The organism is Sorangium sp. So ce327 (assembly GCF_051530205.1).
In the GTDB taxonomy this organism is placed as follows: domain Bacteria; phylum Myxococcota_A; class Polyangia; order Polyangiales; family Polyangiaceae; genus Sorangium; species Sorangium cellulosum_B.
This window is the reverse complement of sequence record NZ_CP150330.1, coordinates 3,985,802-4,006,959: the sequence shown is the minus strand read 5'-3', so window position 1 is coordinate 4,006,959 and position 21,158 is coordinate 3,985,802. Positions and strand designations below refer to the sequence as shown.

The 21,158-nt window shown below is 70.5% G+C and carries 18 protein-coding genes; 4 read left to right on the top strand and 14 right to left on the bottom strand.

The genetic code is table 11. The features are described 5' to 3' along the window. Positions 1-534: 534 nt before the first annotated feature. Complete coding sequence (locus tag WME95_RS15130) at positions 535-1,068, bottom strand: LEA type 2 family protein (RefSeq protein ID WP_437909079.1); 534 nt, start codon at positions 1,066-1,068, stop codon at positions 535-537. Between the two features lie 296 nt (positions 1,069-1,364). On the opposite strand from WME95_RS15130, the gene WME95_RS15125 reads away from it, so the two are divergent. Continuing rightward, positions 1,365-1,790, top strand: coding sequence for a CBS domain-containing protein (locus WME95_RS15125; protein WP_437909078.1), 426 nt, complete (start codon positions 1,365-1,367; stop codon positions 1,788-1,790). A 26-nt stretch (positions 1,791-1,816) separates the two neighbouring features. Here WME95_RS15125 and WME95_RS15120 read toward each other — a convergent pair whose 3' ends face one another. After that, positions 1,817-2,326, bottom strand: a complete 510-nt coding sequence (locus WME95_RS15120) for a hypothetical protein (protein ID WP_437909077.1) — start codon at positions 2,324-2,326, stop codon at positions 1,817-1,819. 190 nt (positions 2,327-2,516) lie between these two features. Next, entirely contained in the window at positions 2,517-3,062 is a 546-nt protein-coding gene (locus WME95_RS15115; protein WP_437909076.1) for a DUF4123 domain-containing protein, read from the bottom strand. A gap of 71 nt (positions 3,063-3,133) precedes the next feature. Between WME95_RS15115 and WME95_RS15110 the strand changes: the two genes are divergently transcribed. Together WME95_RS15110 and WME95_RS15105 are read left to right on the top strand one after the other, a co-directional pair. Further along, on the top strand, positions 3,134-3,673 hold the full coding sequence (locus WME95_RS15110; RefSeq protein ID WP_437909075.1) for a hypothetical protein: 540 nt from the start codon (positions 3,134-3,136) through the stop codon (positions 3,671-3,673). Between the two features lie 64 nt (positions 3,674-3,737). Then, the gene (locus tag WME95_RS15105) at positions 3,738-6,104 is read left to right on the top strand and encodes a DUF2169 domain-containing protein (RefSeq protein ID WP_437909074.1); all 2,367 of its coding nucleotides are present in this window, start codon (positions 3,738-3,740) and stop codon (positions 6,102-6,104) included. An 18-nt stretch (positions 6,105-6,122) separates the two neighbouring features. Here WME95_RS15105 and WME95_RS15100 read toward each other — a convergent pair whose 3' ends face one another. The 8 genes from WME95_RS15100 to WME95_RS15065 all read right to left on the bottom strand — a co-directional run bounded on the left by WME95_RS15100 (position 6,123) and on the right by WME95_RS15065 (position 13,292). Beyond that, on the bottom strand, positions 6,123-6,965 hold the full coding sequence (locus WME95_RS15100) for a DUF4123 domain-containing protein (RefSeq protein WP_437909073.1): 843 nt from the start codon (positions 6,963-6,965) through the stop codon (positions 6,123-6,125). Continuing rightward, entirely contained in the window at positions 6,962-7,318 is a 357-nt protein-coding gene (locus WME95_RS15095; protein WP_437909072.1) for a PAAR domain-containing protein, read from the bottom strand. The genes WME95_RS15100 and WME95_RS15095 overlap by 4 nt, the downstream gene beginning before the upstream one ends. Before the next feature lie 19 nt (positions 7,319-7,337). Further along, entirely contained in the window at positions 7,338-9,344 is a 2,007-nt protein-coding gene (locus WME95_RS15090; RefSeq protein ID WP_437909071.1) for a type VI secretion system Vgr family protein, read from the bottom strand. A gap of 167 nt (positions 9,345-9,511) precedes the next feature. Beyond that, positions 9,512-10,345, bottom strand: a complete 834-nt coding sequence (locus WME95_RS15085; protein ID WP_437909070.1) for a class I SAM-dependent methyltransferase — start codon at positions 10,343-10,345, stop codon at positions 9,512-9,514. Continuing rightward, positions 10,342-10,761, bottom strand: a complete 420-nt coding sequence (locus WME95_RS15080; protein WP_437552530.1) for a hypothetical protein — start codon at positions 10,759-10,761, stop codon at positions 10,342-10,344. The genes WME95_RS15085 and WME95_RS15080 overlap by 4 nt, the downstream gene beginning before the upstream one ends. Before the next feature lie 375 nt (positions 10,762-11,136). Beyond that, complete coding sequence (locus WME95_RS15075) at positions 11,137-11,952, bottom strand: hypothetical protein (protein ID WP_437909069.1); 816 nt, start codon at positions 11,950-11,952, stop codon at positions 11,137-11,139. Beyond that, positions 11,952-12,206, bottom strand: a complete 255-nt coding sequence (locus WME95_RS15070; protein WP_437909068.1) for a hypothetical protein — start codon at positions 12,204-12,206, stop codon at positions 11,952-11,954. The genes WME95_RS15075 and WME95_RS15070 overlap by 1 nt, the downstream gene beginning before the upstream one ends. A 153-nt stretch (positions 12,207-12,359) precedes the next feature. Then, the gene (locus tag WME95_RS15065; protein WP_437909067.1) at positions 12,360-13,292 is read right to left on the bottom strand and encodes a PAS domain S-box protein; all 933 of its coding nucleotides are present in this window, start codon (positions 13,290-13,292) and stop codon (positions 12,360-12,362) included. A 528-nt stretch (positions 13,293-13,820) separates the two neighbouring features. Between WME95_RS15065 and WME95_RS15060 the strand changes: the two genes are divergently transcribed. After that, positions 13,821-15,395: a hypothetical protein gene (locus WME95_RS15060; protein WP_437909066.1), complete on the top strand. Its 1,575-nt coding sequence runs from the start codon at positions 13,821-13,823 to the stop codon at positions 15,393-15,395. Between the two features lie 232 nt (positions 15,396-15,627). On the opposite strand, the gene WME95_RS15055 is transcribed toward WME95_RS15060, so the two are convergent. The 3 genes from WME95_RS15055 to WME95_RS15045 all read right to left on the bottom strand — a co-directional run bounded on the left by WME95_RS15055 (position 15,628) and on the right by WME95_RS15045 (position 20,877). After that, the gene (locus tag WME95_RS15055; RefSeq protein WP_437909065.1) at positions 15,628-17,469 is read right to left on the bottom strand and encodes a glycoside hydrolase family 43 protein; all 1,842 of its coding nucleotides are present in this window, start codon (positions 17,467-17,469) and stop codon (positions 15,628-15,630) included. Between the two features lie 366 nt (positions 17,470-17,835). Then, entirely contained in the window at positions 17,836-19,233 is a 1,398-nt protein-coding gene (locus tag WME95_RS15050) for a sigma-54-dependent transcriptional regulator (protein ID WP_437909064.1), read from the bottom strand. A 237-nt stretch (positions 19,234-19,470) separates the two neighbouring features. Next, positions 19,471-20,877 (bottom strand): SGNH/GDSL hydrolase family protein, encoded by a 1,407-nt coding sequence (locus WME95_RS15045; RefSeq protein WP_437909063.1) that lies wholly within the window; start codon positions 20,875-20,877, stop codon positions 19,471-19,473. Between the last annotated feature and the right edge of the window lie 281 nt (positions 20,878-21,158).

The following is a 21,158-nucleotide window of genomic DNA, read 5'->3' as shown; positions in this document are numbered from 1 at the left end:
CGCAATGGCGCTCTCGTCTCGATCCAGCAATCGATATCGCCTCCCGCAGGCCGTGGAGTGAAGGCAGCGCCTCCGATGCTCGGTCTCGCTCAAGGTGCGGTGTTGGCCCGCCAGGATGCGGACGTGGTCCGTCGCGGATGAGTGAGGCGCGGCTCCCCGTCGCTGCCGCAACCCAGGCGCGCCGCCGGAGCCAGCCGCGACACCGTTTGCCAGCTGGCGCCGCGTTCGGAGTGCATCCGCGCGCCCAAGCCGCGGGCCACGCGCGGCCCATCGGCAGGTTGAACGCGAGCGTCCCGGAAAGCACGTGGCTATCGTGGAGCTGCGGCGCGCTCGCCACGCGGCTGCGTCACGCCGCCCCGCCCAGCGTCCGCCGGTCGAGGCCGCGCAGCAGCACGAGCCCCGACGACGGCGCGTGAAGGCCGCTGTGCACGGCAGCGAGCGTCGACTTCACGAGCGGCCTCCGCGCGAGGTACGGCGCAGCGAGCACGCGCGCCCCGCCCGCGCCGCCCCAGCAGGCTCCGGGCGCGGCGGGTGTTATCGCAGGATGCCGAGGGCGGTCTCGATCTGGTTGCGGGCGACGACGCCGTGCTCGTCGACCGAGTAATCGTCGGCCTCGAGCCGGAAGGTGCGCGTCGCGGTGACGTCCGCCCGGCCGCTGAAGCGGTACGGGATGACGGGCGACGTGAGCGTCTCCCGGAGCAGCTGGAAGCCAAGATCGACGGGGACGCTGACGGGGACGCGGACCTGGGTCGTGCGGTCGGAAGGGAGCCATACGCCGTCGCCGTCGGCCCGGAAGTCGACCGGCAGCGGGTAGCGGCCGGCGAGCACGACCTGGCCGCGGACAGCGCGCACCGCCACGTCGTACGAGTTCGGGTTGTGGACGTTGACGACGACGGTCATGAGGATGCCGAGGCTCGGCGGGAAGGCGATGCGGATCCCTGTGATCTCGGCGTGATCGAGCTGCATCGTCGGCTTGCTGACGCAGGCGGCGCCGGCGATCGCCGTCAGCGCTGCGAGCGCGAGCGCGGGCAGGCGGCGCAGGGGGTTGGTCTTCCGGGTGAACGGCACGAGGGCGAGCTTAGCCGCGCAGGGCCACGCCGTCACCTCGCGGCGTGGCGGGGCGGGCGCGGCGGCTGTGTCCACCGCGGCCAAAGACGATCTGGTGGCTCCGCCCCTCGGAGGCCCCCGCCGCCGAGCGCCTTTATCATCTCGTCGTGTCGCGTCGTGCCGCGCCCCTTGCCGCGCGCCTCGGAGAGGCCCTCGGCGCCTTCGACGGGCCGGCGGGTGGGCCCGCTCGCTCGCCCGGCGAGCTCGACATCATCGAAAGAGCGACTGGTCCGGAAGTTGCTCTACACGTGCATGTGATGCCGCTGCCCAAGATCTGCGCCGCCGAGCTCATGACCGAGAACCCCCGGACCGTGCGGGTCGACGACCCCATCGGCGAGGCGGTGAACGTGCTCCAGACGATGGACTTCCGCCACGTGCCGGTCGTCGACGAGCAGGGTGAGCTGGTCGGGATGCTCAGCGATCGCGACCTGCGCGCGCTCCAGTCGCCCTACGCGGAGGACACCGCGGGGGCCGGCGCAGCGCCGCGGAAGGCCGGCGCGCCGGTGTCCACGATCATGAGCGGCAATGTCGTGAGCGCCAGTCCGGACGCGGACGTGACCGAGCTCATGGAGCTCATGCTCGACAACAAGATCGGGGCGCTCCCGGTCGTCGACGGAGAAGGCGCGCTGGTCGGCATCGTCAGCTACGTGGACGTCTTTCGCGGGCTCCTCAGGGAGGAGTGACGGTCGCTTCAGCGAGGTGGGCTCGGCTACCGTGGCTGACCTACCAGCAGGCCGATGACGGGGAACGACAGCAGCACCGAGAAGGAAATTCCCATCGTCCAGCGCAACCATCTCTTCTCCGGATGATGGACCCAGGTTGACAGCAGCAGCGACAGAGACAGGGACTGCAGGAGAACCTCTGGAAGACCCCTGAGGTGGACCCATGTCGGCAACGTCGTATAGAGCATCCCCTCGATGGATCCCGGAGACGGTCCGAACGTGCCAAGGATGCCTATCACCACCAGGGCGATCCACATCACCAGCCACCCGTTCCTCTTCCCGAAGAGCGGCTCGCGCAGCAGATAGAAGACCCCCCCGAACATCGCTCCCCGGATGGGCTGGAAGAGCGGTCCCGCCATCACCCAGGGATCGCTCGTCGGCCGCATCAGGAGGTTCAGGCTGGACTCTGCGAAGAACCGCGTATAATCGAGCAGCGAAGACGCCAGGAGACCCACGATGGTGTAGGTGACAGAGTGGGTCACGGCCGTCTTGACCACGATCTCGAAAAGCGTTGGTCGCACTGGACTCACGACGTGCAATCCGCGCGCCGACGTCCCGCCGGGCTTCATCGCGAGCTGGCAAGGTGGCGTTGCCGAGGATCCGCGGCCAGGATCATGGGCAGCGACCTGCATTTCTTGCGTCAACGCGAACGACACGCGCATGGAGCAACAGGGCCGCGCTTCGGCTTCACGCCGGCGCGGCCGCGCGGAGGTCGACCACGGAGCGCGCGAGCTCGGGCCCGGCGCGCCGGAACACGACGAGCTCCCCGGTGTCTTCGCCCTCGACCGCATAGCGAAGGACAGGACCGAACACCTCGCCGAGCTCGCCAGCGTTGCACGTGGGCAGGTAGGTGCGCAATACCCGCGGGTCGTAGTAGCGAAAGAACATGGCCGCTCCGTCCGGGCCCAGGACGCGGAGCAGCCGGCGCAGGTGCCGCCGCACGGTCTCGAGGGGAGACGGCGTGGCGAGGAAGATACCCCAGCTCTTCCCCCACCCGAGCCGGAGCAGGCGTCGCGTGAACTCCCCCGATCGCTGGAGCCTCACCAGGTAGGGCGCCACCTGGGCCAGCTCCGGGCCCAGCTCGCCCGCGAGGAGGCAGCAGTGCGGCAGGTCCGAGGAGCGCACCGAGCCGGAGATCGCCGTGTCGCGCGCGCCGTCGAGGACGGCGTAGACCAGATCCGCCTCCGCGCCCCAGAGGTGCTGAACGATTCGATCGAGCGCGGCGTCATCCATCCATCACCTCGCGGCGGGGCCGCCCGGCGCGGCCCCGGGCATGATAACCTGCCTCCGTGCTGCGGCTGCGGTTGAACGAGCGTTTTCTCGACCTTGTCTCGCCGGAGGGCGGCGGGCCCGCGAGGCCGGCCGAGGAGCGGTGGATCGATCTCTTCTGGTCATGGGAAGAGCCGCCCCAGGGCGATCGCGTGCCGCTTCGCGGAGATCGGCTCGCGGCGCGGCGCACCATCGCCTCGCTCGGCGCGCGCGCCGAGATCCTGCACGAGCTGCGGCGGTTCCTCCGCGAGGATCGGCCCTGGCTCTCGATATCGCCGGACGATCGCGAGGTGATCGACCACCTCGCGGCCGCGCTCGCGGCGGGGCAGGTGCACCTCGCGGAGGCCCCGGACCAGGGTGGCTCCGGGAAGGACTTGGCCCAGCCCGCGCCCTCTCCCGCCGCGGCGGTCCCGGCCCAGCGCCCGCGCGCCGCGGCAGCGCCGGTGGAGGATCCCGACGACGCGCAGGAGCCGTGCTGGCCGTGCCTGCAGCGGGCCGCCGCCTCGGCCCAGGCGTTCCGGGACGCGGCCGCGGCAGGGCTCCCGTTCATCGCGGACAGCCCGCGCGCCTCCTGACGGCGCGGAGCGCCGCGCCTGACCGAATCCAATCGGCCGGAGTGGTGGTACCGTCGGCCCACCTATGGATGTCGTCTCCGACGGGCCGCTCCCCGTCGCCTCGCTCCTCTGGCAGGTGCGCTCGTTGACCTGGGTGCTCACCGTCGTCTGCAAGGCGACGTTCACGCTCGCGCCGGGCGAGTCGCCGCTCGCGCCCGCGCAGGAGCCGATCCGCGAGCGCGACGCGCACCTGGACGACGACCCCGCGCGCAGCCTGATCGAGGCGAGCGATCTCGCGCCGCTCAAGCAGGGCGCCGATATCGTCCTCGTCGGCCACGCCCACGCGCCCGGCGGCAGCCCCGCGCGGTCGCTGATCGCGCGGATGGCGGTGGGCGATATCGACAAGCCCATTCAGGTGTTCTGCGATCGCCTGTTCACCCAGGAGGGCGAGCTCCAGGAAGGAGCGCACTTCACGGCGATGCCGCTCGCCTACGAGCGCGCCGCGGGCGGGCCGGACACGGACAACCCTGCGGGCATCCATCGCCAGGCGCGCGACGCCCGCGGCAGGGCCGCCGTCCCGAACCTCCTCCCCGTGGATCGGGCCGTGGCCAGCCCGGACGACCCCATCGCGGCGGTGGGCTTCGGGCCCATCGCCCCCACCTGGCCTTTGCGGCGCAGCAGGCTCGGCAGGCACGCGGCGGCCTGGTCGTCGGGAGCGCTCCTCTCGAGCCCGCTGCCGGAGGATTTCGATCGCACCTTCTTCAACGTCGCTCCGCTCGATCAGCGCCTGCTGCAGCTCCGCGAGGACGAGCAGATCGTGCTCGAGAACCTCCATCCTCGCCACCCGCGCCTCGTCACAAGCCTCCCCGGCGTCCGCCCGCGGGCGACCGTCACCGGCCGCGCCGGCGGGCCGCGCGATCTCACCATGCGCTGCGACACGCTCGTGATCGACACCGATCGCCTCCTCTGCACGCTGACCTGGCGAGGCCAGCTCCCGCTCGCGAGCCCCAAGGAGTCAGGGCAGATCCGCGTCTCGCTGGAGCGGCCCGCGAGGCAGGCGCCGGTCGAGGCACCCACCCCGTCGGCGCCGGGGCCCCAGCCGCCGCCGCGGGTGGCCCCGGCCGCGCCCAGGGTGACGCCTCCCTCCCTCGGCCCGTCGAAGCAGACCGTCGACATGCCGGCGAAGTCGCTCGACGCCGTGCAGGCGTCGATCATGCCCTTTCGCGCGGTGCCGCCCGCGCCGCCTCCTCCCGAGGCGCCCGCTCCGCGGCCGGCCGAGCCGCCCGGTGTCGGGCCGAAGCCGAGCTCGGCCGAGGGCCAGACGGGCGATCTCACCGAGGATGCGACGAAGGTGCCTCTCCCCTTCGTCGCCCCGTCCTCGGCGCCGCCCCCCGCGGCCGCATCGAACACCCCTCCTTCGAACACCCCTCCTCCGAACACCCCTTCTCCGAACACCCCTTCTCCGATCCCTGCCCCGCCGATCGCGAAGGCCTCGCCCGGCGAGCCGGTGAGCCCCTGGGCGGCCGGCGCTCCGCAGCCCGGGTCGAGCGCCATGGGCATGATCCCGCACGCGCCGGCGGCGCCGCAGACCATCGGCGCGATGCTCGCGGGCACAGGCGGGGCAGCAGACGCCAGCGCCGCGCTCGCGCCGGCGCAGCGGGACACGCTGGTGCTCGTCTGGTTCGATCGGAAGAGCGTGCCGCGCATCGTCCGCAAGCCGGCCTGGCAGCGCCTGCTCGACGCCATGGAGGCCGAGCCCCTCGACCCGGAGGCCGACGATCCGGCCCTCTCCGACGAGCCCGCCGAGATCGAGGATCGGGCGCAGGTCTTCGAGATCCTCGATCGCGGCGCGGCCGCCGACGTCGCGGGCGTGCACGGGGCGCTCGCGCGCGCCGCCGGCAAGCGCGGCATGCCGGTGCCGCCCCTCGAGCTGGTCGAGGGCGAGCTGTCGCTGTCCTTTGACGAAGTGGAGACGCTGAAGGCGCTGGTCTCCACCGCGACGCCGCTCGCGACAGGCGACGACGCGCTCGCGGCGGCGCTCGGGGCCGCCGAGAAATTCCTCGCCACGCCGGGCGTCACGACGGCGCCCGCCGTCGCCGAGGCGCTGTGCGGGAAGATCCGCGAGGCGCTCGGCCACGGAAAGAGGGGCCGGGTGGAGCTCGCGAACGCGCAGGTCGAGCGCGCGCTCCTGGAGCAGCGTCACTACCAGAAGCGCAAGGTGCTGGGCGGGCCGCACCTGCGCGGGCTGCTGCGCGTCGCGGGAGAGACGCAGCCGCTCGTCATCTACCTGCCGGCCTCGATCGCCGAGGCGCTGCCGCTCTCGGCGCGCTTCCGAGCGCGGGTGATCGCGGCGGTGCACCCGGCGATGGACGAGCGGGAGGCCGAGCCGGTGGCGCTCCAGGCGGCGGCGCTGGGGCGCGTGGTGCAGGTCAGGCAGCGGCGCGCATCCTGAGGATCCGGACAGGCGCCGTCACGCCCCCCCGAGCCGCAGCACCTCGCCCGTCTCGCCCTCGATGACGAACCCGCCGATCTCCGTCCCCAGGATCTCGCTCCGCTGCCGCGCCGAGCACGACGGCAGGAACAACCGCAGCACCCGCGGATCGTAGAACCGGAAATAGAGCCCCTTCCCCGTCTCTTCGTCCCTCACGATCAGCGACCGACGCAATCTCTGCCGCACCTCTCGAAGAGGCCTCCGCCCGGTCAGGTAGACTCCCCAGCTCTCGCCCCACCCCTCGTTCACGAGCACCGGCAGGAGCGCCGACCCCTTCTCTATTCTCACCAGGTGCGGCGCCGCCCGAGCCATCGCCTCGCCGGCGACGCCCTCGAAGAGCGAGCGATTCTCGTCCTCGCAGCCGCGCAGCAGCGTGAGGATGCGCCGCTCGCGGGCGGCGTCGAGGAGGGCGAAGAGCGGCTCCGGCTCGCTCTGCAGCGCCTCCAGCGCGACCGCCCGCGCGGCGAGCAGCTCCCGTGACGGCGGCGGGCGCGGCAGCGCAGGCGGGAGATCGGCGCCCAGCTCGTCGGGCACGAGCCGCAGCAGGAAGTGGGTTTGCCCCGCGACGACGAGGGCGCCGTCGCCGATCGTGGCCTCGGCGACCGCCTTGCCGCCGACCTGCGTCCCCCGGCGGCTCCGATCGACGAGCCGGCACGCGGCGCCGTCCCACGCGATCTCGAAGTGGACCGGCGCCATCTGCTCATCCTGCGAGATCACGAGTTCGGCCCGCCCGAGGCGCCCCACGCGCAGCGCCTCGCCGGCCTGGAGGCGCACGCGCCGCCCGGCGAGCAGCCCTGATGTCACATAAAGCAGCGCCTTCACCCGGCGCCGTCCATCCGGCAGCTCTCGCAATCGAGGAACGGAGTCCCCGACACGGACGCGGCGAGCAGCGCATCGATGGTGGGGGTCGAGCCGATGTTCACCGTCGGACACCCCGTCACGATCGCGCCCTTCGGCGCCGTCTCGTCGCCGAGCCGCGCGGCCATGGCGCCCTCGATGAACACGGTCGCCGAGCCCTGGACGATCGCGGCGCTGGCCGGGCACGCGGCGCGATCGCCGACCCGCGCCGCGGGCAGGAAGCCGATGTTCACCGTCCTGGCCGACGAGACGAGCGGCGTGGTCCCAGGGTGGGTCTGGCAGGTGTGCAGATCGGTGAGGCGCGCGGCGGCGGGCATGATCTCGCTCCTCCTCGTCTCAGGGAGACGGCGTGTCCTTGGGGTGCGCCTCTTCGGCCTCGAGCGGCGCCGCCGGGTTCGCGCCCTGGCCGGCGCCCGGCGCGCCGCCGCTGTTGATGTTGACGATGGATCCCACGATATCGACGCCCCCCGGGTGGATGTCGATGAAGCCTCCTGGCCCCTTGATGGTGAGCCGCTGGCCGGCCTCGAGCACCAGCGTCGCGCCCGCCTTGATGTGGATCTGCTTGCCGGCCTCGAGCGCGTGGTCCGCGCCCACGCGCTCGTCCCGGTTCACCGCGACCGTGAGCGACACCGAGCCGTCGACGGCGGTTCGCTGGTCCAGCTTCACGTGCACGTGGTCGCCCCCGTGGACGAGCTGCCTTCGCGCGCCCTTCACGACCACGTGCTCGTCGCCGCCCACGGTGCTCCGCTTGTGGCGCGCGGTGCGCTCGACCTCATCGCGCTTGACGAGCTGGTTCCTGTCGCGCTGCGCCTGCATGTAGACGAGCTCCTGGCCCGCCTGGTCCTCGAACTTGATCTCGTTGTAACCCGCGCCGCCGGGCGACGAGCTGCTCTTCCAGGTGCTCACCGTCTTGTGATCCGGCAGCTTGTACGGCACGAGCTCGCGGCCGTTGAAGGCGCGCCCGGCCACGATCGGGAGATCTGGATCGCCGTCGAGGAAGGCCACCAGCACCTCCTGGCCGACGCGGGGGAGCATGAACATCCCGAACCCGGCGCCCGCCCAGCCCTGGCTCACGCGCATCCAGCACGAGCTGTTGTCGTCGAGCTTGCCCTCGCGATCCCACGGGAACTGCACGCGCACCCGCCCGAGCTCGTCGGTGTGGATCTCGGCGCCCGGCGGCCCCACCACGGTCGCGCTCTGCAGCCCGGACGCGACCGGCCTGGGCGTCTTGCGCGCCGGCCGGTACGGGACCTTGGGATCGGCGAAGAGCGCGCGCCCGCGCACGCTCCACGGCTCGCCGAGCGAGGCCACGATCTCGAGCTCGGCCACCAAGAGCGGCCCTCTTCCGAACTCCGGGTGCGGGTGCTGATCGACGGCGAAGACCCGGCCGGGGTAGAGGTCGATCACGTTGGCCTCGAAGAGCACGGCGCGCTTGTCGGCGCGCATCGCCGCGAGGACCCGCGTCGAGAGATCGGCCCCGTGCTTCGGGTCGTGGCGGTAAACGCCCTTGGCGTCGCCGACGGGCGCGCCGCCCCCGGCGCTCGCCGCGAGGAACGCGCCGGGCTCGTAGCGGTACTGCTCGTATTTCGCCTCGGGCGCGGGCGCCGGGGGCGCCTCGCCGGTGAGCGCGAACGAGGGCTTGCGGAAGTCGTGGCCGCGGACCGTGCTCGCGCCGGGCCGGACCTCGTGGCCGAGCCGCACCCTGGTGACGAACTCGCGCTCGGCGGTCTCGATGGGGTTGTCGACGTACGGCAGCGGCGGCCCCGGCCGCAGCGGCTCCGCCTCGAGCTTGTCGCTCAGCGTGAGCTTGGTGTCCGCCCCGTGGTCCGGGAAGGTGTAGGCGATGCCCGCCTCCTCGAGGAGGCGTGAGAGAAAGGCGTGATCACTCTCGCCGTGCTGCACCTTGTACTCGAGCCTGGGGTACGCGCCGCGATCGATCTTCCACGCCGGCTCGATCGCCCACTCGCCGAGGAGCGCGTCGACGATGTCGGGGATGGAGAGGTGCTGGTAGACGCGGTGGCCGCGGCGCTGGGTGAGCAGCCAGAGGCGCGGCACGATGCGGAGGTAGTACGTCGAGAGCCCCGTCGGCTCGGCCTGCACCTGCTCCACGTGGCTGCACACGCCTTGCCAGAGCCTGCTGCTCAGCCAGTGGAGGTGCGCAGCGTCGGGCTGGATCTGGAGCGACGCGCTCTGGCCGACGAGCGACTCCAGCTCGAGATCCGAGAGCCTGGACCGGGCCCACACCGAGACGGCGAAGAGCTCGGAGACAGCCTCCTGGACCACGACACGGCGCACGGAGAGCGAGGCCTCCCCGGACTGGAACGAGAGCTCGAAGATCGACATCCGGATCGGTCCTGGGTGCGGGCGCCGCCGCGGGAGGCTGCGGAGAGCCGATGGTAGCCCACCTCGGAAAAGAACGGGGCGCGGCGACCAGGAGCATCGCGTCGTCCTGGCCCCGAGACCAGACAAACGTCGACGCAATCCAGAAAAGACCCTCGAGATTCAGGGGGTCAGCCTTCGCGTCCCCACGAGTGCGCCGGGGCGAGCCGCGCCTCGAACCAGCAGAACGTCTCGCGCACCCGGAACACACCGCCGTCGCCGTGCTGCTCGGCGAACCGAGAGAGCGCCGCGGGCTCGATGGCCCGTGGGTCGAACCGCTCGTGGGTCGTCGCCTGCCACCACCTCAGCAATGCGTCCAGCGTCGGATACACGTGAGTTCCATGCTGCTCCTCCAGGCGGAGCAGCTGCAGCCCGGCGCCCTCGACGTGGTGCCCGAGCGCCGCGGCGTCCTCGAAGGCGAAATCCCGCAGGATCTTCTCCCCCGAAGGGTCGGCGAGCCGCGAGAGCTCCCCGACGAGCGCGGGGAGCGACGAGACGCACTGGACGAGGATGCGGCCTGAGGGGCGGAGCAGGTCGCGCATCCGGCGGAGGACCGCGCGCTTGTCGCGGATCCAGTGAAACACGAAGTTCGAGAAGACGAGATCGAAGCGGCGGTCCCGGGCGACCTCGCCGAGGCTCTCGGCCGCCGCCACCTGGAACTCCAGGTTGGGCGCGCCTGCGGTGCGCCGGGCGAGCGCGATCCGCGCCTCGTCCGGATCGAACCCAAGGACGCGCCCGTCGGGGCCCACGAGCTCGGCGAGCTGCCGCGTGAGGCCGCCGGTGCCGCAGCCGAGGTCGAGCACGAGCTCGCCCCGCCTCACGCCGGCGAACGCGATGAGGCGCTCGCCGCGCCCCCTCTGCCAGAGGCTCCCTCTCCGGTAGGCCTGCGCGGCGCTCGACGCCGCCACGGCGGGCCTCCTGACGCCGGCGTCCTTGTCGAGGCTCCGAGGAAGGTCACGTCTCATCTCGCCCCCCCGTGGTCGAAGCGCGCGGTGATGAAGTAGCCAGAGCCCCGGACCACGTTCGCCGAGTGCGGGACGCCCGGCGGGATCCAGATGCTCGTGCTCTCGGTGACGTATTGGACGCGGGAACCGAGCTCGACGCGGTACTCGAGGCCCGCGGGATCCGGGAGGATCAGGTTGATCTCCGGGCCGTCGTGGGTGTGCAGCGCCGTGTAATCCCGGCGCGCCGCCTCGGCGCTGTCCACCCGATGAACCGCCAGGTGAACCGGGAACCCCGCGGCGAAGAACCTGCGGATGCACTCGACGTCCTCATGGAACGCGACCGAGGACAGCGGGCTCGGCACGTTGGCGCAGAGGACCGCCTCGTCGATCCGCTCTTCGACAGAGAGGGACCTCGAGAGGAGATTCATTGTCGTCATCGGTATCGGCGCAGACATCATGGCGCTCAGCTCCGTGTGATGGCGCGGCGGCGCCGCGCGCCCGTGGATGGGTGTCGCGAGCGAGCGTTCACGCAACGCGCATGCCGCCTGCCGCGCCCTCCCCGGCGTGACATCCATGGACGCAGCGCAAGCGCACCAGCGCGCCAAATTCGACCCCCATGGGCGAGCCGCGGCGCGCGCCGGGCCGACGGCTCGACCTCTGCGCCGGGCGAGCCTCCGTGACATGTCACACCCCACAGCGTGACATGTCACACCCGACAGCGTGACATGTCACGCCCGCCGCCACACCCTGACCGTGCCATCGCGCGCCGCCGGGGCGTCCTGTGACCTGTGGCAACCACCGCACCACCGTCGTCAGTCGGTGATCGTCTCGTATTGAAGCATCGTCCCGCACGCCGCCGCGAAGTAGCCGAGGAGCAACATCATGTCCACGCCTGGCCCGAACGCGGTCACCTTCGCCGAGGAGAAGAACGCGAACAGGATGTCTCCCACGGCCATGAGCGCGCAGCCCGCGAGCAGCCATCCCCAGATGGCCCACACCTTGCCGCCGCGGAAGGCGCGCGCGATCCGCAGCATCACCAGCGCGGGGACGAGCGCGATCAGATCGAGGATGGGATAGGCGATGTTGATGAGCCGCTCGCCGAGCGGCACCGGCGCGCGCGCGATCGGGGCGAGCAGGGGATAACCGATGATCGCCATCGCCGCCGCCGCGCCCGCGGCGATGCCGAGGTGCTCGCGCGCGCCGCCGACGGGGAAGCCGGACGCGCGGTACACGAAGACGAAGCGCACCGACGCGGCGATCAGCAGCGCATATCCCAGGAGGAACGCGGCGTCCGCGATGGACGGCAGCGGCGTGGGCGCGCGCGCGACGAGCGGATAGTACACGAGCCCGACCTGGCCCAGGGTGAAGAGCGCGAGCCACGCGCCGAGCAGGAACCACGGGCCGCGCGCCGGGTTGTCGCGCTCGAGGCGCGCGGCGCTGCGCAGGCCGAACACGGCGGCGACCGCGAGGCACGCGAGCCGCACGAGCGGGCCCACGGTGTCGACGACCGACGTCGGGAGGAGCCGCTCGGAGAGCTCGGCGGACTGGGGCAGCAGGCGCGGGACGTACACCGCGCACACGATCGTCACCACCACCGGCGCCACGCGGCGAACGGGGACGCGCGTCATCAAGCCCCTCCCTGCGCCCCGATCGCGGCGCGCGCCTCGTCGAGGATCCGCTGGGCCTTGTCGCGCCCGACGAACACGCCGAGCCCCGGCGCGACCGCGTCGAGCAAGCGCTCCACGTCGGCAGGGGAGAGGCGCCCGTGCTTGAACTCCAGCTTGTCCGCCTGGCTGCGCACGGCCGCGCGCGCCATGTTCTCGCCGAGGTACGGCGCGAGCACGTCCACCAGCTTCTTGATGACCTCGTCCGCCGGAAGCATCGCCCTCAGCAGCGACGCGCCATGGCGGCCGGAAGCTCGCCCTGGCGGACGACGTGGATGGTCATAAGGCAGATCGCACCGCGCGAGGGGGTCAACGAGGCAGAGGACGCGCCCGCGGGCCGCTTCACATGCTCCGTGACGATCTCCGAGAGCTCATCGAGCTGCCCGCTCGCGGGCCGGCGCTCGAGAGCCGCGGTGTTCGCGCCGCAGCGCAAAGGCGATACCCTCCTTCAGGGTTTGAAGCGTCACGAGGTCGCCGAGGCCGACGCCCTGTTCGATCAACGACTGCGCGATCCGCGGCTGGATGCCGGTGAGCACCGCCTGGGCGCCGAGGAGCTTCACCGCCTTGGCCAGCCGGATCATCGCGTCGGCCACCTGGGCGTCGAAGACCCCCACACCGGTGATATCCACGACCACCGTCCTGGCGTTGTACGTGGTGACCCCCTGGAGGAGGGTCTCGAGCGCCGCCGCGGCGCGGGCGGCGTCCAGGAAGCCGACCAGCGGCATCGCGATGACCTGATCCGCCACCGGCATGAGCGGGGTCGATAGCTCACGAACCAGCTGCTCGAGCTCGCGGTTGAGGCGCCTCACCTCGTCCTCCGCCCGCCGGCGCTCGGTGACATCGACTCCGATGGACTGGAACTCGGCGTGCAGCCCCTCATCACCGACCGGGGCGCGGTTGGTCCACTGTAGCCAGCGGACCGATCCGTCCGGGCACAGGACCCGGTGCTCGGTGTGGAGGATGGGGTTCTCGGGGCCGACGGTCGCGAACTGCTTCTCTAGTAACCGCTGGTCCTCCTCGGGGATGAGTGGTGTGAAGCGATGGCCGACCAGCTCCTCCGGCGTCTTGTCGAAGAATCGGCAGTAGACCTCGTTGACGAAGGTCAGCGTGCCATCCGGCCGGAAACGGCAAATGAGCTCGGTCTGGCCCTCGACGATGGCCCGGAACCGCGCCTCGCTCGCCCGCAGGGCGGTCTCCACGCGCCGCCTCTCGGCGAGCTCCCGCTCGAGCTCAGCATTGCGCCGCCGGAGCATCTCCAGCTCCGCGCCCGCTGCAACACCACCATTCACATGGCTCTCGTTCATGGTCCCGTGCTCCCCCGAAGCGCCGGTACGCACAGCAGCGCCCCGCTCGGCCAGGCTATCAAAGGCGCAGCCGTCCCGGGTCAACTTCGGATGAGGTCGCTCGCCGCGTCCAGCATCGCTGGCCTGCGGAGCTCGCCTTCCCATGGAGCCCTCGATCTCGCAGGTCAGCGGAACGGTTGGGCAGCAACGGGCAATTTATGGCCTCACTGAACGGGATCAACCATCGATACAGCTTCACTTTTCCAAGAGGAAGGCGGATGGCGCACGGAACCCTCGTCACCTGGGGTGATCGGGGATCACCCTTGACTTATTAAAAACTCTTTACTTTCCCTCTCCCCGCGGCTCATCCAACGACGGCGATGATCGTTGTGGAGCAAATTTACACCCGCTTCTCTGCTCGGAAGCCTCGTGCTACGCAAATGACACCGGCGGTCGGCCGATGCTCCCTCTGGCGTCTAGCTCAGCGGCTGCGCGGAAGCATGCATCCGGCACCCAGCGGTCCGGCATCCAGCGGTAACGAGGAGCACCATGCGAATCAACGATCAGGCAGGTCCGTCCACCGTGTCATTGGGCAAGATGTCTCAACGCACGTTCGGTTTCCTCTCGTGCGTCACGGCCTTGCTGCTGGGCGCCTGTGGCGGCGAAGATCCCGAGGTCGGGGGCTCTGGTGGAGCAGGCGGCGGCGTGTCGTCCACCTCCACCACGACCTCCTCGTTGACCGGCACCAGCGCCGGCCCCGGCAGCAGCAGCGCCGGCGCGGGCGACCCCTCCAGCGCCGCCGCGACAACGGGCTCCTCCTCGTCGAGCGGAGATCCCGCCGGTGGCACCGGCGGCTCGAGCGGGACGGGCGACACGCACCCGAAGGATCATTGCGTGGATGGTTACGATCCCCATCCCAGCGACGCGACGATGAAGGACGGCGCCGCGGAGTTCGTGAAGAACAACCAGATCGATCTCACGGTCCAGCCGGAGGTCATCTCCTGGATGGAGCAGAACGAATGGCAAGCCGCCCACTTCGAGTGGCACAGCATCCGGCGCTGCAATGGCGGCATGGGCATGAGCAGGGTCAATATCTGCAGGTCGGCGGTCCCGGTCCCGGCGGACCAGGAGTGCAAGAGCACGGGCGACGGCTTCCAGTTCCTCGCCATGCACCGGCACATGATCCAGTCGCTGAAGCAGCTCTGGCCGAAGCACTCGGAGCAGTTCGAGGGCTTCAAGAAGTTCCCCACGACGGCGGAGGAGGTGCCCCAGCAGTGGAGATCGGACTTCAGGGCCTGGAGCGCGACGACGCTCGCCAACGCGAAGATCGGCGACGAGATCGACAAGCCGGAGAACCTGAGCCGCTTCCCGGACGAGGGCGCGCTCGGTATGTGGCTCCAGTGCTTCGCCGGCCAGGCCATCCCCGGCACCAGCCTGCAGGCCAGCGGCCTTCACGGGGATCTCCACTTCAAGTGGGTGCGCCCCCAGAACACCGATCACGGCCTCGGCAACCAGTTCACGAACATCGACAACTACATGTTCTGGAAGCTGCACGGCTGGATCGACAACGTCTGGGAGAAGTACCGTGTCGCCAAGGGCATGTCGCCCACCGACCAGAAGCTGAAGGACGCGGTGGCCGCCCAGTGCTACGAGATGGACGCGATCGCTCAGGTCATCAATCCTGACCTGAAGCCGGATACGGATCCGGGAAACCCCCTGCCCGAGGAGTCCGGCGTGTTCCACGAGACCATCCGTCCGATCTTCGAGAGCGCGATCCACAAGTGCAGCGGTTGCCACGCTGCGCCGTCGACCGGTCCCGCAGCAGGCCTGTCGCTCGGCGGCGACATCAGCTCGACGGACATCGTCGCGGGCCTCGTCAACAAGACCGCCAAGGGCGGTGGGCAGTTCAAGCTCATCGTCCCGGGAAATCCGGACCAGAGCTGGCTCTACCTCAAGGTCGCAGGGACGGCCGCGAGCGCCGGATGCAGGCCTTCCGCCGGCGGCACCTGCCAGACGGGCGTCATGCCGCAGGCCGCGGACGGCAAGCCGAGCGTGACGAGCGCCGAGCTCGCGTCCCTCCGCCAGTGGATCCAGAGCGGCGCGCCCGCGCCGACGAAGAACTAGACTCGCCCCGCTCCGCCTCCCCCACGGCCCGCTCGCCCCTGCGCAGGAGCGGCCCGAGGGAGCCAACCGCCCGTCGAGGCACACCTCTCCATCGTCATCGAAGAACGCCGCCGGCCCGACGCCACCCCGTGCGGTGCGCGAGCCGGCGGGCGCGCCGGCGCGTCCCGGAGCGGGCCCCTGGGGCTCTCGCTCTCGGTCACGCCGATGACGATGCAGGCGGCCGGCTCGCATCTTACGGCTTGGTTACCTCGAAGGACGCGACGTTCACCGAGCCGCCCAGGGACTGCGTGGCGTAGTTGAAGATGCCGAACCGGTAGCCGAGGAAGTACTGCCAGTTCTTGTTCATGTTGAGCGTGTTGCCCAGGTTGGTGAACCGAGCGCCGTCCGTGCTGTAGGAGAAGCGCGCTTGCGCTCCGCCGTTATCCGTGCGGACGTTGGCCTCCACGCGCAGCCAGATCTTGTTGCCCGACACGTCGGCGCCCGCCGCCTCGGTGCCCTTGCCCGTCGTGGCCCAGGAGGTGTTCATGTTGACGCCGTTGGTCATCACGACGCGCGCTGCCCCGTTGGTCTTCTTGACGCCGATCCACGCCGACACGTCGCGCAGGGCAGCGAGGCCGGCGACGTCGCCGTTCTGCATCTTGCTATAGTCGAGCTCGATCGTCGCGATCGAGACGGGTCCTTCGATACGGCGCGTCAGCGTGTTTCGAGCGGCGTACAGATCGTCGGTCACCGTCGCCGTCTGCAGGGTCAGCCCGGCCCCGGACGACCACTTGGTGCGGTCGGGGTTGTGGTTCCACTCCCACTCGGGGCGCAGGGTCGCCTCCGCGAAGGTGTCCTTGGTCACAGGCGGCTTCACCCGGTTCGATCCGCAGGGCAGGTTCGGGAAGGGGTACGTACCTCCCCACTTGCCGTCCACCAGGGTGAGCGAGGGCCAGCCGTCGGCCCAGGTCATCGGGGCCATCACCGGGATGCGGCCCGCCGGGTACGAGTCGTTGAACCCGAGGTAGTACCAGTCGCCGTTCTGCGTCTGGACGACGCCGCCCTGGTGCGGGGCGCCGCCGGAGCCCGGAGCGCCGGCGTAGGGCAGCTTGACCGCGAAGGGCCGCAGCTCGTAGGGACCGAAGGGCCCGCTCGTCGAGCGAAGCACGTACTCACCGTTCGCGTATTGCGTGGTGAAGATGTAGTAATTCCCATCCTTCTTGATGAAGCGAGAGCCCTCCAGCGGTCCGGAGAGGTTGCCCGGCGTCTGGAACACCGTCTGACTCTTGACCTGGCTGAAGCCGTCTGCGCTCAGCTGCGCCACGCTGATCGTGTTGTTTCCGGAGGCCACGTACATGGTGTCGTCGTCGTCGATCAACAGCCCCATGTCGTAGTAGCAGCCGCCCTTGTGCTTCTCCCAGGGACCTTCGGGGGACTTGGCCGTGAAGACCCAGCCGCCTCCCTTGTTGTGCATGCAGCCCATCCAGTAGAAGGTCTTGTTGCTCTCCCGGTACTGGAGCGTGGAAGCCCAGATGCCGTTCACATAGGATCGACCCCCGTTCAGGTCGTACGACGGGTCGACGTCGAGCAGGGGAACGGAGTGGGAGACGTATTCCCAGTGGACGAGATCGTAGGAGCGGAGCAGGGGCGCTCCAGGCGAATGGTGGAACGTGGACGCCGTGTAGTAGTAGGTGTCGCCCACGCGGATGACCTCCAGATCGGGGAGGTCTTGCCAGATGAGAGGATTGGAGTAGGTCTCGGGGCAGACGGCCGGGGCGCCGCCGCCGTCGCCTCCATCGCCGCCGCCGCCGCCGGTACCGGGGTCACCGCCCCCGGACGCGGCGGAGCTTCCGCTGGCGCTCGTCGAACCGCCGCTCGTCGTTTGCCCGTCGCTCCCGCCCGAGGCGCTGCTGCTCGAAACGCCCGTTCCAGGGCCGGTCGTCGCGCCCGTGGCGCCGCCGCCGCCATCACCGTCGCCCACCTGCGACTCCCCGCTACAACTTGCGACGAGGGCGAGGAGACAGACAGCAGACGCCGTACCGCCTGCGCGTCGGTTGAGAGAGCGGGTGTTGGTAGTTCGGGAAGGAAGGTGCATGGTGATGGCCTGATAAGAGGTGTCAGCGAGAGCGCGCGGCGCGCGGCTGCCAGAAAAAGAAAAACGAACGCGTCGAGGCGACGCTGCTCCTCGATCGTGACGACCCGGCGTGGTCGCGCGGTCGCCGTCCAGAAGCATTCGCCCGAATCTCTCGGGAAAATTCACAGGGAGGCAGGGAGACGGGGAGTAAAATTCCACCGATCTCCCCGTCTCCCCGCCTCCCTGTTCAAATTTCCGCGAAGAGCAAACCCAGGGGAGGCGTTGTCAGGTCACCGCCCTGCCCGAGCGTGCCTGAGTCAATTGTGAACGTTCACATTCGACGAGTCAAACAAAAATTGACGAGGGCACGCCGCCGTCGACGGAGGCTCAGGAGCGCGGCCGGGGGATCCCGAGCCGCTGCCGCCGCTCCCACAGCGCCTTGCGGCTGATGCCGAGGCGGCGGGCGATCTCGGTCTCCGTCAGCTCGTGCTGGTGCTCGAGGACGAAGCGGCGGAAATAACCCTCGAGAGAGTCGGACGGGGGCTCTCCCTCGTGCGCGTCCGCGAGAGGCGCGGGCGAAGGCGGTTGAGGGGGCGCGTCGAGCCCGAGCAGCTCCAGCCCGATCTCGCTCGCATCGGCGAGCACCATCGCGCGGTGAACGGCGTTCTCCAGCTCCCGGATGTTGCCCGGCCAGGGGGCCGCCGCGATGGCGGCGCGCGCCTCCGGCGTCAGCGTGAGCGGCGCGCGGCCCATCGCCCACGCGCGCCGCCGGAGCAGCGACTCCGCGAGGCGCACCGCATCGCCCGGCCGCTCGCGCAGCGGCGGGAGGCGGATCTCGAGGACCCGCAGCCGGAAGTAGAGATCGCTCATGAACGATCCGTCGCGCACCATCGCCACGAGATCTCGGCGCGTCGCCGCGATGAGGCGCACGTCGACGCGCCGGGCGCGGGTCGCGCCCACGCGCCGCACCTCGCCCGTCTGGAGGAAGCGGAGGAGCCGCGCCTGGACCTTCGGCGGCAGCTCGGCGATCTCGTCGAGCAGCAGCGTCCCGCCCTCCGCGGCCTCGCAGAGCCCCGCGCGGGCGGAGATCGCGCCGGGGACGGCGCCGCGCTCGTATCCGAAGAGCTCCCCCTCGATCTGCCCCTCGGGGATGGCCGCGCAGTGGACCGGGACGAACGCCAGCTGCCGGCGCGGGCTCAACCGGTGCACGGCGCGGGCGAGCGTCTCCTTGCCCGTGCCGCTCTCGCCGAGGACGAGCAGCGTCGCCTCGCTCGGGGCGACCTTGCGCACCCGCGCGAACACCTCGCGCATGGCCGCAGAGCCGCCGACCATGCCCTCTAGCTCGTCGTCTTCAGAGGTAGGCGGCAGGGGCGGCGCGGACGGCACGGGCACCGAAGCGCCCGGCGCGACGTCGGGGAGCGCGCTCCGCGCAGGCCGCGCGCCGGGGAGGTGATGGTCGAGGAGGGCGACGAGCTCGGCATGATCGAACGGCTTCGACAGGTAATCCGCAGCGCCGCGCTTCACGGCGTCCACGGCCGCCTTCACCGTGGCGTAGCTCGTCATGAGCACGACCGGCGCGCCGCCGCACTGCCCGACGAGCGCGGTGCCCGGCGCGCCCGGCAGACGCACGTCGGCCAGCACCAGATCGAACGCGCGCAGATCGTGATCCGCCGAGGCATCCTCGACCGACCCCGCCTCGATGACGTCGTGCCCGTGACGGACGAGCAGCCGCCGGAGCTCCGTCCGGATGACGACCTCGTCCTCGACCAGCAGGATCCGGCTCACGGCGCCACCTCGAGCCCGCGCATGAGACAAGGCTACTCAGGACCGGTGCGGCTGAATACGTGAGGACGCATAGCGCAACGCGTTAACACTGGCGGCTCAGTTGTCCAGGTTACTGATCGCAGCGCCATGCGAGGGCCGAGGCGCGTTCTCCGCCGGAGGAGCGGGTGGTCTTCGCCGGGCGCGCGGCAGCTCGGAGCTCCGCGCGCCCGATCGGGCCCCCCACGAGCGGCCTCCGCTCTACTTGGGCTGGGGGACGAACAGCAAGAGGTCGATGGCGTTCGCCAATGCTTCCAGGCCGGTCGGGTTGAAGTGCAGCCCGTCATCCTGGTAGTCAAGGTCAGCCTTCAGCTTGGTAGGATCGCTGGGGTCGACGACCGCCGGCTCGAAATCGATGACCTCGTCGAACTTGCCGCTCATGCGGATCCAGGTGTTGACCGTCTGGCGGGTCGTCTCGCGGGCTGCGGAGAAGTACCCGGTGCCGAGCGGCGTGATGGGCGCTCCATAAACGAGCATCCCTTTCTCCTTCGCCTTGGTGATGAACTCGCCATAGGCCGCGATCAGGTTCTCGGCGACGGGCGGCTGGCTGTCGGTGCCGATGTCGTTCACGCCGATGAACGTGATCAGCCATTTCGCGCCGCGCTGGTCCAGGACGTCACGCTGGAAGCGGGCCTTGGCGGTCGGCCCGAGCCCGCCGGTGAGCACGTTGCCCCCGCCGATGCCGAGGTTCAGCACGGCGACCTGCTGGGTCCCCTGATTGGACCGCAGCCGGCGAGACAGGAAGTCCGGCCAGCGGGTGTTCCCGTCCGTGTCCGAGCCGCGGCCATCGGTGATCGAGTCCCCCAGGATGACGACCGCCGCCGCCTCGGGAGCCGCATCGACGTCGAGGCCCGTGATGTAGTACCAGTGAGGGGTGGACACAGGGGAGGTCAGGTTCGCCGCCGAGACCCCGTTGCCGGTCTGGATATACGAGTTGGTCCGCGAGCCGGGGTGCCCGGTGATCCCGGCCGGCACGGCGCCGAACTTGATGGTCACCGCCATCTTGGTGTTGGGCTTGATGGTGTACTCGATCGGATCGGAGAAGACCGTCTTGCCCACCGCGATGGTCACCGCATCGGCCCCGGCAAACTTCAGGGCATGGTCGGTGGCCACGTTGATGCCGTCAGCGGTCGTCGACTCCGCGATGTGGACCGACTCCATGGTCACCGGCCCGTCGCCATACTCGTTCGAGAGCAGCAGCCGCACGCCCTTGCCGCCGATCGACGTATAGATCACCTGGCGCAGCGTGTTGTTGGCCAGGCCCGGCGCGGGCGGGTTGTTGTTGGGCTCGGTCAGCTGCGGGCCGGTCGTCCACGTCCCGACCCAGTGCGCCTCCGCCGCGCCGCCGGCGCCACCACCGCCGCCGTCGCCGCCACCGCCCGTGGCCCCGCCGCCGCCGGTGGCGCCAGCGCCGCCCCCGCCGGTGTCGCCCCCGCCGGTGTCGCCGCCGCCAGCGCCGCCGCCGCCGGAGGCATCACCCCCGCCGGAGCTCGCCGCGCTGCTCGAGCTGGACGACGAGCTCGACGTGCTGCTGGATGTCGTGGTGTCCGTGTCATCGCCGCAGCCGGCGACAGCCAAAAACAGAAGAGCACAAAGTATTCTTCGCATGGTCCTCGACGCTCGAAAGATTGCTGTGTTCGCGATCGTTCGAATAGCCCCTCGGCGCACCGCCCCCGCCGACCAGCAGCTCCTTCAGCGCATTCGAACTTTCGATTTTTTTGATTTCAGCGGATAGCGCGCCGGTTCGCTCGTGCGCGCAACGTCGCCCGGATCGAGCCCCGATCGATCGAAGAGCTCATCAGGATGGCTGCGCTGCCCACCGTCGATGTCCGGAGGCGCGCGGGAGAACGCGGACTGATGCCATGTCCCTCACACGCGCCATCGAGTGT

Excerpts from the sequence above, each read along its gene's own strand:
- WME95_RS15080 (WP_437552530.1), bottom strand. The coding sequence starts at position 10,761 with ATGACGACAATGAATCTCCTCTCGAGGTCCCTCTCTGTCGAAGAGCGG.
- WME95_RS15065 (WP_437909067.1), bottom strand. The coding sequence starts at position 13,292 with ATGAACGAGAGCCATGTGAATGGTGGTGTTGCAGCGGGCGCGGAGCTG.
- WME95_RS15115 (WP_437909076.1), bottom strand. The coding sequence starts at position 3,062 with ATGGATGACGCCGCGCTCGATCGAATCGTTCAGCACCTCTGGGGCGCG.
- WME95_RS15075 (WP_437909069.1), bottom strand. The coding sequence starts at position 11,952 with ATGACGCGCGTCCCCGTTCGCCGCGTGGCGCCGGTGGTGGTGACGATC.
- WME95_RS15125 (WP_437909078.1), top strand. The coding sequence starts at position 1,365 with ATGCCGCTGCCCAAGATCTGCGCCGCCGAGCTCATGACCGAGAACCCC.
- WME95_RS15070 (WP_437909068.1), bottom strand. The coding sequence starts at position 12,206 with ATGCTTCCGGCGGACGAGGTCATCAAGAAGCTGGTGGACGTGCTCGCG.
- WME95_RS15105 (WP_437909074.1), top strand. The coding sequence starts at position 3,738 with ATGGATGTCGTCTCCGACGGGCCGCTCCCCGTCGCCTCGCTCCTCTGG.
- WME95_RS15060 (WP_437909066.1), top strand. The coding sequence starts at position 13,821 with ATGCGAATCAACGATCAGGCAGGTCCGTCCACCGTGTCATTGGGCAAG.
- WME95_RS15090 (WP_437909071.1), bottom strand. The coding sequence starts at position 9,344 with ATGTCGATCTTCGAGCTCTCGTTCCAGTCCGGGGAGGCCTCGCTCTCC.
- WME95_RS15045 (WP_437909063.1), bottom strand. The coding sequence starts at position 20,877 with ATGCGAAGAATACTTTGTGCTCTTCTGTTTTTGGCTGTCGCCGGCTGC.
- WME95_RS15085 (WP_437909070.1), bottom strand. The coding sequence starts at position 10,345 with ATGAGACGTGACCTTCCTCGGAGCCTCGACAAGGACGCCGGCGTCAGG.
- WME95_RS15055 (WP_437909065.1), bottom strand. The coding sequence starts at position 17,469 with ATGCACCTTCCTTCCCGAACTACCAACACCCGCTCTCTCAACCGACGC.
- WME95_RS15095 (WP_437909072.1), bottom strand. The coding sequence starts at position 7,318 with ATGCCCGCCGCCGCGCGCCTCACCGATCTGCACACCTGCCAGACCCAC.